This window comes from Micromonospora rosaria, from assembly GCF_001567585.1.
Lineage (GTDB): Bacteria > Actinomycetota > Actinomycetes > Mycobacteriales > Micromonosporaceae > Micromonospora > Micromonospora rosaria.
In genome coordinates, this window is record NZ_LRQV01000020.1 from 23,132 (window position 1) to 36,256 (window position 13,125).

A 13,125-nucleotide genomic window follows, 5' to 3' on the forward strand; every position below is an offset into this window, starting at 1 on the left:
GCCGGTGGCGCGACTAGACTTTCGGCAATCCGTCGCCGCAGCAAGGAGACAGCGTGGCAAAGCAGCTTCACGTCGAGCTCGTCGCCGTCGAGGAGAAGGTCTGGTCCGGCGAGGCCGAGATGGTCATGGCCCGGACGACCGAGGGTGAGCTCGGCGTGCTGCCGGGGCACGCCCCCCTGCTCGGCCAGCTCGCCGAGCCCGGCCAGGTGCGCATCAAGCTGGCCGGCGGCGAGCAGATCACGTACGAGGTGGCCGGCGGCTTCCTCTCGGTCGCCCCGGACGGGGTCACCGTGCTGGCGGAGAGCGCCACTCCGGCTTCCGCCCCGCAGAGCCGCTGAGCCGCGCCGCCGATGGAGATCGTGGAGGGGATCGGCATCGGCGTCGCCGTGCTGGTCGGCGCGGTCCTGATCCTCTTCATCCGGCGGGCCCTGGTCACCCGTAGCGGTGGCATCATCCGGCTCAGCGTCCGGGTCTCCACCATGCTCGACGGCCGGGGCTGGTCACCCGGTTTCGGCCGCTTCGTCGGCGACGAACTCCGCTGGTACCGGATGTTCAGCTTCGCCCTCCGGCCCAAGCGGGTGCTCTCCCGCAAGGAACTGGTCGTGGAGCGGCGACGGCTCCCGGAGGGTCAGGAACGGCTCTCCATGCCCGCCGACTGGGTGATCCTGCGATGTGCCAGTCGGCATGCCCCGGTCGAGATCGCCATGGCGAGTTCCACGGTGACCGGATTCCTCTCCTGGCTCGAGGCCGTCCCCCCGGGGCCGGTCTCGTCCCGTTTCGCCTCCGAGAACTGGCCCGCCGCCTAAGCGGTCGCCCCCTCTCCGCCCCTGCCACCCCCGCGCTCCCTGCCCCTGCTGCGCGCCACCGTCCCCCGCGCGGTGCCCCGCCGGGCGGCGGAGCGGGGTGCGGGAACCGGCACCTGTGTCGGCGTGTCGGGTCGGAGAACCGCCACCACCCGGGGCTGAAGGGGACTGGACCAGGCGTCAGCGGGCCCCGCCCCTCGCTCCGGCCCGCGAGGCTCGGGCGGGGCCGGAGCGTCAGCCGACGTAGGTCAGCGCGTGCCGCCGGGGACCCATAGCACGTCGCCCGCCGGATTTGCCGTTCTTGCCAGGATAAAGAGCAGATCCGACAGCCGGTTGAGATACTTTGCCGGGAGGGTGGCGGTCCGGTCCGGATCGTGCGCGACCAGGGCCCAGGCCGCCCGCTCGGCGCGTCGGGCGATCGTCCGTGCCACGTGCAGCAGCGCCGCGCCCGCGGTGCCGCCGGGGAGGATGAAGGAGTCGAGCTTGCTCAGGCGTGCGTTGTACTCGTCGCACCAGCCTTCCAGACGCTCCACGTACGCCTCGGTGACCCGCAGCGGGGGGTACTTCGGGTCGGGCTCGACCGGGGTGGAGAGGTCGGCGCCGACGTCGAACAGGTCGTTCTGGATCGACCCGAGCACCGCCCGCAGCTCCTCGTCAAGTTGCCCGAGGGCGAGCGCCATGCCGATCGCGGCGTTGCACTCGTCGACGTCCGCGTACGCGACGAGGCGCGGATCGGTCTTCGTGACCTGCTCGTTGTTGCTCAACCTGGTCGTGCCGGCGTCGCCGGCCCTGGTGTAGATGCGCGTGAGGTGGACGGCCATGTCGCACAGCCTACGGATTCCCGACCTGTCGATCCCGACCCGACCCGATTCCGCTGCCGGCCAGTCGACCGGCGTGGGGCCCGGCGACGCCGGCGACCCGGCGGTCAACGCCGTCGATGTGATCCGGGTCGAGGGGGGTGCCCGGCTCGCCGGTACGGTGCACGTCGTCGGCGCGAAGAACTCGGCGCTGAAGCTGATGGCCGCCGCGCTGCTGGCCCCCGGGCAGAGCATGATCACCAACGTGCCCCGGATCACCGACATCGCGATCATGGGTGAGGTGCTGCGCCGGCTCGGCTGCGACGTCCGCTTCGACACCGACGATCCGGTCGACCCGATGGTGGCCGGCGGCGGGGTGGCCCGGTCCCGCTCGGTCGTCATCGACGTGCCCGAGGAGCCGGGCGTGGAGGCCGACTACGACCTGGTCCGCCGGCTGCGCGCGTCGATCTGCGTGCTCGGGCCGCTGCTGGCCCGGCGCGGCCACGTCCGGGTGGCCCACCCCGGCGGGGACGCGATCGGCTCCCGGGGGCTGGACATGCACATCGCCGGGCTGACCCGGATGGGCGCGGAGATCTCCGGCGAGCACGGTTTCGTCATCGCCGCCGCCCCGGCCGGGCTGCACGGCGCGGAGATCATGCTGGACTTCCCGAGCGTCGGGGCCACCGAGAACCTGGTGATGGCGGCGGTGCTGGCCCGGGGCGAGACGGTGATCGACAACGCCGCCCGGGAGCCGGAGATCGTGGACATCTGCTCGATGCTGATCCGGATGGGCGCCCGGATCTCCGGGGAGGGCACCTCGACCCTGCACATCGAGGGCGTACCGGCGTTGACGCCGGTGCGGCACGCCACGGTGGGGGACCGGATCGTCGCCGGCACGTGGGCCTTCGGCGCCGCGATGACCCGGGGGGACGTCACCGTCACCGGTGCGGACCCGGCCTTCCTGGAGGTCGCGCTGGACAAGCTGGTCACCGGTGGCGCGCTGGTGGAGACCCGCCCGGACGCCTTCCGGGTACGGGTGGACGAGCGCCCCACGGCGGTGGACGTGGTCACCCTGCCGTACCCCGGGTTCGCCACCGACCTGCTGCCGATGGCGATCGGGCTGGCCGCGGTGAGCGACGGCGCGTCGCTGATCACCGAGAACATCTTCGACGGGCGCTTCATGTTCGCCAACGAGATGATGCGGCTCGGCGCCGACATCAAGACCGACGGGCACCACGCCGTGGTACGCGGCCGGGAACGGCTCTCCGGCGCGCCGGTACGGGCCACCGACATCCGGGCCGGGGCCGGCCTGATCATCGCGGGGCTCTGCGCCGACGGGGTCACCGAGGTCTCCCACGTGCACCACGTCGACCGGGGGTACCCGGACTTCGTGGCCGACCTGCGGGCGCTCGGGGTGGAGGTGGAACGGGGCCGGACCGCCGAGGAACCCGCGCTGGAGATCTGACCGCGCCCGCCCGCCCCGCCCGTCGTGCCCGCCCGCCCCGCCCATCGAGCGCGGCACGCCCATCGTGCCCGGCCTGCCCGCCCCGCCTGTCGTGCGCGGGCGTGGGCTTAGCGGTCGTTCAGCTCGCCGACTAGGGTGCTGACAGACATCCGTATCAGGCGAGGGAGAAGCAGATGGCGGGTCGACTCGCGGTCGTCGGTGCCGGGCTGATGGGCTCGGGTATCGCCCAGGTGGCGGCGCAGGCGGGCTGGCAGGTGACACTGCGCGACCTGGACGACGCGGCCACCGGGCGCGGACTGGCCGGCATCCGGAAGTCGCTGGAGAAGTTCGCCGAGAAGGGCAGGATCGACGCCTCCGAGGTCGACGCGACGCTGGGCCGGATCACCCCGACCACGGAGCTGGAGGCGGTCGCCGACGCGGACATCGTCGTCGAGGCGGTCTTCGAACGCCTGGAGATCAAGCACGAGGTCTTCCGCGCGCTGGACAAGCTCTGCAAGGCCGACGCGGTGCTGGCCACCAACACCTCGGCCATCCCGGTCACCCAGATCGCGGCGGTCACCGAGCGGCCGGAGGCGGTCGTCGGGACGCACTTCTTCTCCCCGGTGCCGATGATGAAGCTCTGCGAGCTGGTCCGGGGCTACAAGACCAGCGACGCCACGCTGGCCACGGTACGGGCCTTCGCCGAGGAGATCGGCAAGACGGTCGTGGTGGTGAACCGGGACATCGCCGGCTTCGTCACCACCCGGCTGATCTCGGCGCTGGTGGTGGAGGCGGTGAAGCTGGTCGAGTCCGGCGTGGTGTCGGCGGAGGACCTGGACACCGCCTGCCGGCTCGGTTTCGGGCACGCCATGGGCCCGCTGGCCACCACCGACCTGACCGGCGTGGACGTGCTGCTGCACGCCTCGAAGAACATCTACGCCGACACCGCCGACGAGAAGTTCTTCCCGCCGGAGCTGCTCCAGCGGATGGCCGCCGCCGGTGACCTCGGCCGCAAGACCGGCAAGGGCTTCTACACGTACTGACCGGGGTGTAAGGAGGGGCCCCTTCTTAACACCCGGCGCTGTTGGCGGTGTTAAGAAGGGGCCCCTCCTCTACCGAAAGCGTTAAGAGGGGGCCCTTCCTTACACCTCAGCCTTACCCCTCAGCCGTCGCGCTTGCTGGTCCAGCGGAAGGTGGTGAGGCAGAGGACCAGACCGATCACGCACCAGGCGGCCAGCACGAGGGCGACCCGGCCCAGCTCGAACGAGCCGCCCGGCTCCTGCGCGCCGAAGCTGTCCGGCAGGAAGACCGAGCGCAGGCCCTGGCACATCCACTTGAGCGGGAAGATGGCCGCCACCTGCTGCATCCAGTCGGGCAGGTTGGTGAAGACGAAGAAAACCCCGGAGATGAACTGGAGCACCAGGGCGACCGGGGTGACCACGGCCGAGCCGCTGCGGGCGGTCCGGGCCAGCGACGAGATGGCGATGCCGAGCAGGGTGCAGGCGGTGACCCCGAGGACCGAGACCCAGCCGAAGGTCAGCCACTTGGCGGCGGTGGCCGGCAGTGTCAGGTCGAACAGGGCGACCGAGAAGGCGAGCAGCAGCGCGGTCTCCGCCACCCCGATCGCCACCACCATGATCACCTTGCCGGCGAAGTACACCCACTTCGGCATCGGGGTGCCCCGGTAGCGCTTGAGCACGCCCCGGTCCCGCTCGATCGGGATCCAGATGCCGAGGTTCTGGAAGCTCACCGTCATCAGGCCGGTCGCGATCATGCCGGTGATGAAGTACTGGGTGTAGCTGACCCCGGGGGCGATCTGGTCGCTGAAGATCGACGCGAAGATCAGGATCATGATGATCGGGAAGCCCATCGTGAAGACGACGGACTCCCGGCTGCGCAGGAACTGGGTGATCTCCAGCCGGCCCTGCCGCACCGCCAGCGTGGCCGGGCTGAGCGCCCGTGCGCGGGTGACGGCGACCGGGGCGGCCGGCTTCGTGGTGGCGGTCATGCGTGTCCGATCATCCGCAGGTAGATGTCCTCCAGGGTGGGCCGGGTGACGGTCAGGCCGGGCACCTCGCCGCCGAAGCGCGCGGCCAGTTCGGCGACCAGCGCCGTCGGCGTCGCGGTCTGCGTGCTCTGCGCCGACCCGTCCGGGGTACGCCAGGAGACGGTGGCCTTCGCCTGGTGCCGGTTGCCCAGCTCGTTCGGCGGGGCCACCTCGATCACCCGGCCGGCGGCGATCACCCCGACCCGGTCGGCCAGGGACTCGGCTTCGTCCAGGTAGTGGGTGGTGAGCAGGATGGTGGTACCGGCGGCGGCCAGGTCCCGGATCAGCTCCCAGAACTCCCGCCGCGCCTCCGGGTCGAAACCGGTGGTGGGCTCGTCGAGGAAGAGCAGGTCGGGGCGGCCGATGATGCCCAGCGCCACGTCCAGGCGGCGCTTCTGCCCGCCGGAGAGGGTGTGCGTCCGGGCCCGCTTCTTCGCGCCCAGCCCCACCCGTTCGACGACCTTGTCCGGGTCGTCGGCGTCGGCGTAGAACCCGGCGAAGTGGCGGACCACCTCGCCGACGGTCAGCTCGTCGAACTCGCCGGTGCCCTGAAGCACGATGCCGACCCGGGAGCGCCAGTCCGGGCCGGGTCGGGCCGGGTCGGCGCCGAGCACCGTCACCTCACCGGCGTCGCGCTGCCGGTACCCCTCCAGGATCTCCACCGTGGTGGTCTTGCCCGCGCCGTTCGGGCCGAGCAGGGCGAACACCTCGCCGCGCCGGACCGCGAGGTCCACGCCGGCCACCGCGACGGTGTCGCCGTACGCCTTGCGCAGCCCACGTACGGAGATCGCCAGCTCGTCGTCCATGCGGTCAAGTGTGCGTCCTGGATTCCGCCCGACGGGCCCCGGGGTGCCGCCCGTCACCCGGCCCGGGTGAAAGGAAGGGCCCCCTGTCAACGCCCCACGGTGGAGAAGGGCCCCTTCCTCACACCTCAACCCGGGGGAGCCGGCGCGGGCGGGGGCGCGGGCGGGTGGTCAGCGGCTGCGGTACGTCATGCAGTCGGCGCGGTCGTTGTCCGGGCCGACCCGGATCGTCGGCGCGTGGCACTCCAGGTTCGAGTTGTGGACGCAGTCCGCCCGCTGGCACGCGCCGACCTGGGCGACCAGCGTCTCGGTTCCGCCCCGGACCGGCATCTCGACGAAGGTGTGACAGTGGGCGTGGTCGGCGCTGCCGATGGTGATGGCGAAGGCGTGGCAGTCGTTGGTGTGGTTGTAGGCGCAGGAGGCGACGACGCACTCCTGGACCCGGGGCATCTCGATCGACGCGGTCATCTCGGGCTCCTCCGGTCTGCGAAACCCGACTGTAGGCTTTTGTCTCGTTCAGGCGTGCCGCGATCGGCCGGCCGTCCCCCGACCGGGGCGACGGTCACCCTCGCCGGGCGAGGGCCGGCTCGGGCGACGGTCACCTCCGGCCGGGGTGGCGGCCGTCGTCAGGCGGGGGCGTCGGTCGCGTCGGTGGCGAGCACCTCGGAGAGGGTGGCCGGGGTCAGCCCCCGCTCGGCCAGCCCGGCGAGGATGTGCGGCAGCGCCTCGTCGGTCATCGGCGCGTTCGCCTCGGTCACGTGCAGCACGATCACCGAGCCGGGCTGGACCGTGCTCAGCACCGCCCGCACGATCGGCCGCCACGCCTTCGCGAACGGGTCGCCGCTGATCACGTCCCCGTCGACCACGGTCACCCCGAGCGGGGCCAGCGCGTCCAACGCCGCCCGGTCGTGGCAGAGGCCGGGAAACCGGAAGTACCGGGTCTGCCGGCCGCCGTACGGCGCGATGACGTCGAAGGTACGGGCCGCGTCGGCGGTCAGCTCCCGCGCCGGCAGGTGCGGAAGCCCGTAGCAGTCCGGCACGAAGGCGTGGTGGGCGTACGTGTGGTTCGCCAGCTCGAAGCGGGGGTTGCCGGCCAGCCGGCGGGTCACCTCCGGGTACTCCTCGACCCACTTGCCGGTGAGGAAGAAGGTCGCCGGCACCTGCTCCCGTTCCAGCAGGTCGACGATGGTGAGGTTGGCGTACGACCGGACCGCGCCACTGCGGAGCTGGTACCGCATCGCGTCGGTCATGTCCGCGTCGAAGGTGAGCGCCACCAGGTTGCCCCGGCGGGGCCCGTGGTCGACCACCGGGGGCCGGCTGCCCGTACGGGTCGCGCCCGGCACCGTGCCGTCCGGTCCCGTACCGTCCGGTGTCGCCGGGCCGGAGCCGGTGGGTCCGGGCTGCGGCGACCCCGTCCGCGCGGGGTCGGCCGGGGTGCCCGAGCGGGTGGGCGGCGCGACGAACTCGGCCTGCGCGGGTTCCTGGGTCGGCGCCGTTGCGACGGCCAGCAGGGTGATCCCGGCCACGAGCGCGATGACCGCGCCGACGGAAAGGTGGGACTTCTTCACGGACACGGGGGAGATGATGGCAGCGCCCCCGGGCCCGCCGCTGCCCCCGGTCGGCCCGGAATCCCGGCCGGCAGGGCCTGCCGCCCGGTCGTCCGGTCAGCCGGGCAGGTCGGGGGTGTCGGCGGTGCGGCGGTCGGTCAGCCGGGCAGGTCGGCGGTGCGGGCGGCACGGCGGTCGCGGCGGCGGTGCGTCCGGCGGCGCACCAGCCAGAACGCGGCGAGCACCAGAGCGAGCAGGAAGACCAGGACCAGCACGGGCAGCAGGATCGCCACCAGGGACATCAGCACGCTGGTGGCGTCCTCGGCGGTGCTGGCCACCGGCGCGCCCACCCCGGCCGTGGCCGCGTTGATCACCGGACGGACGGCGGACTTGAGCAGGTGCACCCCGAGGGCGAGCACCACCCCGACGACCACCGGCACCCACTCGTTGGACGCGAAGAAGCTGCCGGGATCGCTGACGGTCACCGTCTCGGAGCCGGCCCCGGCACCGAACGCGAGCCCTCCGGCCGTCGGCCGTACCACCGTCTGCACCACGTCGTTGACGTGGTCGACGACGGGCACCTTGTCGGCGACGAGTTCGACCGCGAGCAGCACCACCAGGATCGCGATGACCCAGCCGTCGCCGAGCCACTGCCAGCCGGCCGGAAGCTGGATCACCTCGGTGTACCGGGCGAGCAGCCCCATCGAGAGCAGGGGAATGTAGGCGTTGAGCCCCGCCGAGGCGGCGAGGCCGGAGCCGGTCAGCACTTCGAGCACCATCTCAGGATCGCACCGGCACGCCAGTGCCGCTGATGGGCGGCGGGCCGGGGCTGGGCTACCCTCCTCGGGTGCGGTTGGTGATTGCGAAGTGCTCGGTGGACTATGTCGGACGGCTCTCGGCCCACCTGCCGCTGGCCACCCGCCTGTTGATGGTCAAGGCGGACGGGTCGGTGTCGATCCACGCCGACGACCGGGCGTACAAGCCGTTGAACTGGATGAGCCCGCCCTGTCGGCTGGAGGAGGCCCCCGGCGTCTGGCGGGTGGTGAACAAGGCCGGCGAGGAGCTGCGGATCACCCTGGACGAGATCTTCCAGGACACCTCGTACGACCTGGGGGTGGACCCGGGGCTGCGCAAGGACGGGGTCGAGGCGCACCTGCAGGAGCTGCTCGCCGCCAACCCGGAGACCCTGGGCGAGGGGTACACCCTGGTCCGGCGGGAGTACATGACCGCGATCGGCCCGGTCGACCTGCTCTGCCGGGACGCCAACCAGGGCGCGGTCGCGGTCGAGGTGAAGCGGCGCGGCGAGATCGACGGCGTGGAGCAGCTCACCCGCTACCTCGAACTGATGAACCGCGACCCGCTGCTCGCCCCGGTCAGCGGCGTCTTCGCCGCTCAGGAGATCAAGCCGCAGGCCCGGGTGCTCGCCACCGACCGGGGCATCCGCTGTGTGGTGGTCGACTACGACAAGCTGCGCGGCATCGAGCGCAACGAGCTGACCCTGTTCTGACCGACGGGCCGTCTCCCCGGCCTGCGGTGTTAAGAAGGGGCCCCTGCTCTACCGGAAGCGTTAAGAGGGGGCCCTTCCTTACACCTCAGCGGCCGTACATGGCCTTGGCGACCTTGACCAGGCGGGCCACGTCGGCGTCGGAGCGTTCGAAGGTCATCGCGGGCAGCAGGGAGCGGGCCCGGCGGCGGGTGATCGACTTGGCCCGGCCGAACTCGCGGAGCCCGTCCTCGCCGTGGATCCGCCCGAACCCCGACTCGCCGGTACCGCCGAAGGGCAGGGTGGCCATCCCGGCGAAGGAGAGCACCGAGTTCACCGAGGCCATCCCCGAGCGCAGCCGCCGGGCGATGGCGACCGCCCGCCGCCGCCCGAACACCGCGCCGCCCAGGCCGTACGGCAGGGCGTTGGCCCGCGCGAGCGCCTCGTCGGCGTCGCGGACCCGGTTGATGGTCAGCGTCGGGCCGAAGGTCTCCTCCCGGATGGCCGCCGCGTCCTCCGGTACGTCGACCAGCACGGTGGGCCGGACGTACGGCGGCTGCACCGCGTCCGCCCCGCCGAGCACCGCCCGGCCGCCCCGGGCCAGCGCGTCGTCGATGTGCCGCCGGATCACGTCGAGCTGGGACGGCATGGTGATCGGGCCGAGGTCGGCGGCGTCCGCCCCGACGGTCAGCCGGGCGGCCCGCTCGACGACCCGGTCGACGAAGGCGTCGAAGACCGGCTCGACCACGTACACCCGCTCGATGCCGATGCAGGTCTGGCCGGCGTTGGTCAGCCCGCCCCAGACGCACGCCTCGGCCGCCGCGTCCAGGTCGGCGTCGGCGTCGACGATCAGCGCGTCCTTGCCGCCGGCCTCCAGCAGGACCGGGGTGAGCGACTCGGCGCAGGCCGCCATCACCGTCCGGGCGGTCGCCGGGGAGCCGGTGAAGGCCAGCTTGTCGATGCCGGAGCGGCAGAGCGCGGCCCCGACGTCGCCGAGCCCGTGCACGGCGGTGAGGACCGGGTGCTCCGGCACCACCTCGGCGAAGCAGTCGACCAGCCACTGGCCGGCCACCGGGGTGTACTCGCTCGGCTTGAGCACCACCGCGTTCCCGGCGGCCAGCGCGTACGCGGCGGAGCCGACCGGGGTGAAGACGGGATAGTTCCACGGTCCGATCACCCCGACCACCCCGTACGGCTGGTACTCCAGGTGGCCGGCGAACTCGGCGAGGATCAGCCGGGACCGTACCCGGCGGGGGCCCAGCACCCGGCGGGCGTTGCGGGCCGCCCAGTCGATGTGCTCGATGGCGCTGACGACCTCCACGACCGCGTCGGCGACCGGCTTGCCGCCCTCGGTGTGGATAAGGTCCGCGAGCTGCTCGATCCGCCGGGCCAGCAGCCCTCGCCAGCGCAGCAGCCGTTCCCGGCGTCCGGTGAAGCCGAGCCCGGCCCACCACTGCCCGGCGGCGCGGGCGGTCGCCACGGCCCGCTCGACGTCGGCGGGGCCGGCGACCGGCAGGCGTCCCGCCTCGACGCCGGTGGCCGGGTTGGTCGAGACGAGGTGGCCATCCTCTACCCTCGGAGCGCCCGGGACATGCACAGCCGTCATGGCGGAAGTCTAGACCCGCTGATTACCCGCCGGTAGGCACGTGACCTCCCGGGCGTCCGGCCGAAGCGGCGAACGGGAGATGACCGGCCGGCGTCGCCGAGATGACCACTCAGTGGTGGATATCGATACTCTCGGGTGGCAGGGTGATGCGGAGAGTGACCGGTGTGGGGAGGGCAGCCGTCCATGGAGGACTATCCGGAGTTGTTGCCGCTGTTGACCGTGACCAGTGGACCGATGCGCGGTGCGAGCTTCCGGGTCCGCATCGGCCCGTTGGTGATCGGCCGGGCCCCGACCGCCGACGTGGTGGTCGACGATCCACATCTGAGCCGGCGACACGCCGCGGTCCGGCAGGCCGACGGCGGGGTGGCCCTGGTGGACCTCGGCTCCACCAACGGGACCTGGCTCAACGGCCGGCGGGTCAGCGGCGTGGAGCACCTCGCCGACGGGGACGTCATCCGGGCCGGCCGCACCGAGCTGCGGTACTTCGATCCCGGGCTGGCCCGGACCGACCCGGTCGGCCTGCGTATCGACGCGCTGCCGCGCGGCAAGCGGACGACGACCGTGCCGCTGCCGGCCGCCGTGCCCCGCTCCCGCCGCCCGCTCGACGGCGAGCTGGTCGAGGGTCGCTAGCACCCGCCGGGCCACCCCCGCCTCCTCGCCTCCCGCCTCCTGGTCCGCCGCCGGGCCGCCGGGCCGCCCGACCTCCCGGCGTCCCGGCCTGCGGTCCGGGCGTGGCAGACTCGCGCGCAGAACCTGAGGGACCGTTAATCTCGACGGTACGAGCGACAGGGAGGCCGTCGTGGCGCGCGACTTCGCCAGCGTGGGCGTGGTGGGACTGGGCACCATGGGTGCCGGCATCGTCGAGGTCTTCGCCCGCAACGGCGTGGACGTCGTCGCGGTGGAGATCACCGAGGCCGCGCTGGAGCGGGGCCGGGCCAACCTGACCCGCTCCACCGACCGGGCGGTGGCCAAGGGCAAGCTCGCCGCCGCCGACCGGGACGCCCTGCACGGGCGGGTGCGCTTCGCCGTCGGGCTGGCCGCGCTGCACGCCGTCGACCTGGTGATCGAGGCCGTCCCCGAGCAGTTGGACCTCAAGCAGCGGCTCTTCGCCGAGCTGGACCGGGTCTGCAAGCCCGAGGCGATCCTCGCCACCAACACCTCCTCGCTGAGCGTCACCGAGATCTCCGTCGCCACCGGCCGGCCCAACCAGGTCGTCGGCATCCACTTCTTCAACCCCGCGCCGGTGATGAAGCTGGTCGAGGTGATCCGCACCGTGGTCACCTCGGCCGACGTGGTGGCCGACGTGGAGGCGCTCTGCGGCCGGCTGGGCAAGGTCGACGTGACGATCAACGACCGGGCCGGGTTCATCGCCAACGCGCTGCTCTTCGGGTACCTCAACCACGCGGTCGGTATGTACGAGGCGAACTACGCCACCCGCGAGGACATCGACGCCGCCATGAAGCTCGGCTGCCGGCTGCCGATGGGTCCGCTCGCCCTGATGGACCTGATCGGCCTGGACACCGCGTACGAGATCCTGGACACCATGTACCGGCGCGGCGGGCGGGACCGTCGGCACGCCCCGGCGCCGCTGCTCAAGCAGATGGTTACCGCGGGGCTGCTGGGCCGCAAGTCCGGCCGGGGCTTCTACACCTACGAGCGGCCGGGCTCCCCGGTGGTGACACCCGACGAGCGGGCCGCGCCCCCGGCGCCGGACGCCCCCGTCGAGGTCGCCCGGCCGGTCGCCACCATCGGCGTGGTCGGCTCCGGCACGATGGCCACCGGCATCGTCGAGGTCTGCGCCCGGGGCGGGTACGAGGTCGTCGCGGTGACCCGGGGCGCGGAGAAGTCCGCCCAGCTCCGCGAGGCGATCACGACCTCGCTGAACAAGGGCGTGGTCCGGGGCCGGCTGGGCGAGGACGAGCGGGACGCGGCGCTGGGCCGGATCACCTGGTCGGCAACCCTGGACCACCTCGCCGACGTGGACCTGGTGATCGAGGCCGTGGTCGAGGAGCTGAGCGTGAAGAAGGCGCTCTTCGCCAGCCTCGACGAGGTCTGCAAGCCCGGCGTCGTGCTGGCCACCACCACCTCCTCGCTGCCCGTGATCGACCTGGCGATGGCCACCGGCCGTCCGGCGGACGTGGTCGGGCTGCACTTCTTCAACCCCGCGCCGGCGATGGCGCTGGTCGAGGTGGTGCGGACCATCCGTACCTCGGGGGAGACCGTCGCCACCGCACGGGCGCTCTGCGCCGCGCTGGGCAAGACCGGGGTGGTCTGCGCGGACCGGTCCGGGTTCATCGTCAACGCGCTGCTCTTCCCGTACCTGAACGACGCGGTACGGATGCTGGAGACGAACTACTCCACCACCGACGACATCGACCACGCGATGAAGCTCGGCTGCGGGTACCCGATGGGGCCGTTCGAGCTGCTCGACGTGGTCGGCCTGGACGTGGCGCTGGCCATCCAGCGGGAGCTGTACCGGGAGCTGCGGGAGCCGGGTTTCGCCCCGGCGCCCCTGCTGGAGCACCTGGTCACCGCCGGCTATTTGGGCCGCAAGACCGGTCGTGGGTTCCGCGACCACACCGGCCGCTGAGCGGG

Annotated in this window: 14 protein-coding genes; 7 read left to right on the plus strand and 7 right to left on the minus strand. The window is 72.6% G+C overall.

Going from position 1 to position 13,125, the window contains the following annotated elements; genetic code table 11:
* Window positions 1–53: 53 nt before the first annotated feature.
* Together AWW66_RS08575 and AWW66_RS08580 are read left to right on the plus strand one after the other, a co-directional pair.
* On the plus strand, window positions 54–338 hold the full coding sequence (locus AWW66_RS08575; RefSeq protein WP_067362343.1) for a F0F1 ATP synthase subunit epsilon: 285 nt from the start codon (window positions 54–56) through the stop codon (window positions 336–338).
* Between the two features lie 12 nt (window positions 339–350).
* Window positions 351–806 carry a DUF2550 domain-containing protein gene (locus tag AWW66_RS08580; RefSeq protein ID WP_067362346.1) on the plus strand — a complete coding sequence of 152 codons (456 nt, stop codon included), beginning with the start codon at window positions 351–353 and terminating at the stop codon, window positions 804–806.
* Window positions 807–1,051: 245 nt separating this feature from the next.
* Here the strand turns inward: AWW66_RS08580 and AWW66_RS08585 are convergent, their stop codons facing one another.
* Complete coding sequence (locus AWW66_RS08585) at window positions 1,052–1,624, minus strand: cob(I)yrinic acid a,c-diamide adenosyltransferase (RefSeq protein ID WP_067362349.1); 573 nt, start codon at window positions 1,622–1,624, stop codon at window positions 1,052–1,054.
* Here AWW66_RS08585 and murA point away from each other — a divergent pair.
* Both murA and AWW66_RS08595 read left to right on the plus strand, forming a co-directional pair.
* Window positions 1,623–3,065 (plus strand): UDP-N-acetylglucosamine 1-carboxyvinyltransferase, encoded by a 1,443-nt coding sequence (gene murA / locus AWW66_RS08590; protein WP_067362352.1) that lies wholly within the window; start codon window positions 1,623–1,625, stop codon window positions 3,063–3,065. The genes AWW66_RS08585 and murA overlap by 2 nt on opposite strands.
* A gap of 173 nt (window positions 3,066–3,238) precedes the next feature.
* Window positions 3,239–4,087, plus strand: coding sequence for a 3-hydroxyacyl-CoA dehydrogenase family protein (locus tag AWW66_RS08595; protein ID WP_067362355.1), 849 nt, complete (start codon window positions 3,239–3,241; stop codon window positions 4,085–4,087).
* 119 nt (window positions 4,088–4,206) lie between these two features.
* Here AWW66_RS08595 and AWW66_RS08600 read toward each other — a convergent pair whose 3' ends face one another.
* From AWW66_RS08600 to AWW66_RS08620, 5 genes are all read right to left on the minus strand, one after another.
* Window positions 4,207–5,052: an ABC transporter permease gene (locus AWW66_RS08600; protein WP_067362356.1), complete on the minus strand. Its 846-nt coding sequence runs from the start codon at window positions 5,050–5,052 to the stop codon at window positions 4,207–4,209.
* Window positions 5,049–5,897: an ABC transporter ATP-binding protein gene (locus AWW66_RS08605; RefSeq protein ID WP_067362359.1), complete on the minus strand. Its 849-nt coding sequence runs from the start codon at window positions 5,895–5,897 to the stop codon at window positions 5,049–5,051. Before AWW66_RS08605 ends, AWW66_RS08600 begins: the two co-directional genes overlap by 4 nt.
* Before the next feature lie 168 nt (window positions 5,898–6,065).
* Entirely contained in the window at window positions 6,066–6,362 is a 297-nt protein-coding gene (locus AWW66_RS08610) for a DUF1540 domain-containing protein (RefSeq protein WP_067362363.1), read from the minus strand.
* Window positions 6,363–6,520: 158 nt separating this feature from the next.
* Window positions 6,521–7,468: a polysaccharide deacetylase family protein gene (locus AWW66_RS08615; protein ID WP_245648049.1), complete on the minus strand. Its 948-nt coding sequence runs from the start codon at window positions 7,466–7,468 to the stop codon at window positions 6,521–6,523.
* A gap of 131 nt (window positions 7,469–7,599) precedes the next feature.
* Window positions 7,600–8,217: a DUF4126 domain-containing protein gene (locus AWW66_RS08620; protein ID WP_067362454.1), complete on the minus strand. Its 618-nt coding sequence runs from the start codon at window positions 8,215–8,217 to the stop codon at window positions 7,600–7,602.
* 71 nt (window positions 8,218–8,288) lie between these two features.
* Here AWW66_RS08620 and nucS point away from each other — a divergent pair, with 71 nt between their 5' ends.
* Window positions 8,289–8,948 carry an endonuclease NucS gene (nucS, locus tag AWW66_RS08625; RefSeq protein ID WP_067362457.1) on the plus strand — a complete coding sequence of 220 codons (660 nt, stop codon included), beginning with the start codon at window positions 8,289–8,291 and terminating at the stop codon, window positions 8,946–8,948.
* A gap of 85 nt (window positions 8,949–9,033) precedes the next feature.
* On the opposite strand, the gene AWW66_RS08630 is transcribed toward nucS, so the two are convergent.
* Window positions 9,034–10,530, minus strand: coding sequence for an aldehyde dehydrogenase family protein (locus AWW66_RS08630; RefSeq protein ID WP_067362366.1), 1,497 nt, complete (start codon window positions 10,528–10,530; stop codon window positions 9,034–9,036).
* A 183-nt stretch (window positions 10,531–10,713) separates the two neighbouring features.
* Here AWW66_RS08630 and AWW66_RS08635 point away from each other — a divergent pair, with 183 nt between their 5' ends.
* A complete protein-coding gene (locus tag AWW66_RS08635; RefSeq protein WP_067362369.1) occupies window positions 10,714–11,160 on the plus strand; it encodes an FHA domain-containing protein in 447 nt (148 codons plus the stop codon).
* 169 nt (window positions 11,161–11,329) lie between these two features.
* Window positions 11,330–13,120, plus strand: coding sequence for a 3-hydroxyacyl-CoA dehydrogenase family protein (locus tag AWW66_RS08640; RefSeq protein ID WP_067362373.1), 1,791 nt, complete (start codon window positions 11,330–11,332; stop codon window positions 13,118–13,120).
* Window positions 13,121–13,125 lie beyond the last annotated feature (5 nt).

Coding starts and splice junctions, on each gene's coding strand:
- murA (WP_067362352.1), top strand. CDS start 1,623: ATGTCGCACAGCCTACGGATTCCCGACCTGTCGATCCCGACCCGACCC.
- AWW66_RS08580 (WP_067362346.1), top strand. CDS start 351: ATGGAGATCGTGGAGGGGATCGGCATCGGCGTCGCCGTGCTGGTCGGC.
- AWW66_RS08610 (WP_067362363.1), bottom strand. CDS start 6,362: ATGACCGCGTCGATCGAGATGCCCCGGGTCCAGGAGTGCGTCGTCGCC.
- AWW66_RS08630 (WP_067362366.1), bottom strand. CDS start 10,530: ATGACGGCTGTGCATGTCCCGGGCGCTCCGAGGGTAGAGGATGGCCAC.
- AWW66_RS08600 (WP_067362356.1), bottom strand. CDS start 5,052: ATGACCGCCACCACGAAGCCGGCCGCCCCGGTCGCCGTCACCCGCGCA.
- AWW66_RS08585 (WP_067362349.1), bottom strand. CDS start 1,624: ATGGCCGTCCACCTCACGCGCATCTACACCAGGGCCGGCGACGCCGGC.
- AWW66_RS08605 (WP_067362359.1), bottom strand. CDS start 5,897: ATGGACGACGAGCTGGCGATCTCCGTACGTGGGCTGCGCAAGGCGTAC.
- AWW66_RS08595 (WP_067362355.1), top strand. CDS start 3,239: ATGGCGGGTCGACTCGCGGTCGTCGGTGCCGGGCTGATGGGCTCGGGT.
- AWW66_RS08635 (WP_067362369.1), top strand. CDS start 10,714: ATGGAGGACTATCCGGAGTTGTTGCCGCTGTTGACCGTGACCAGTGGA.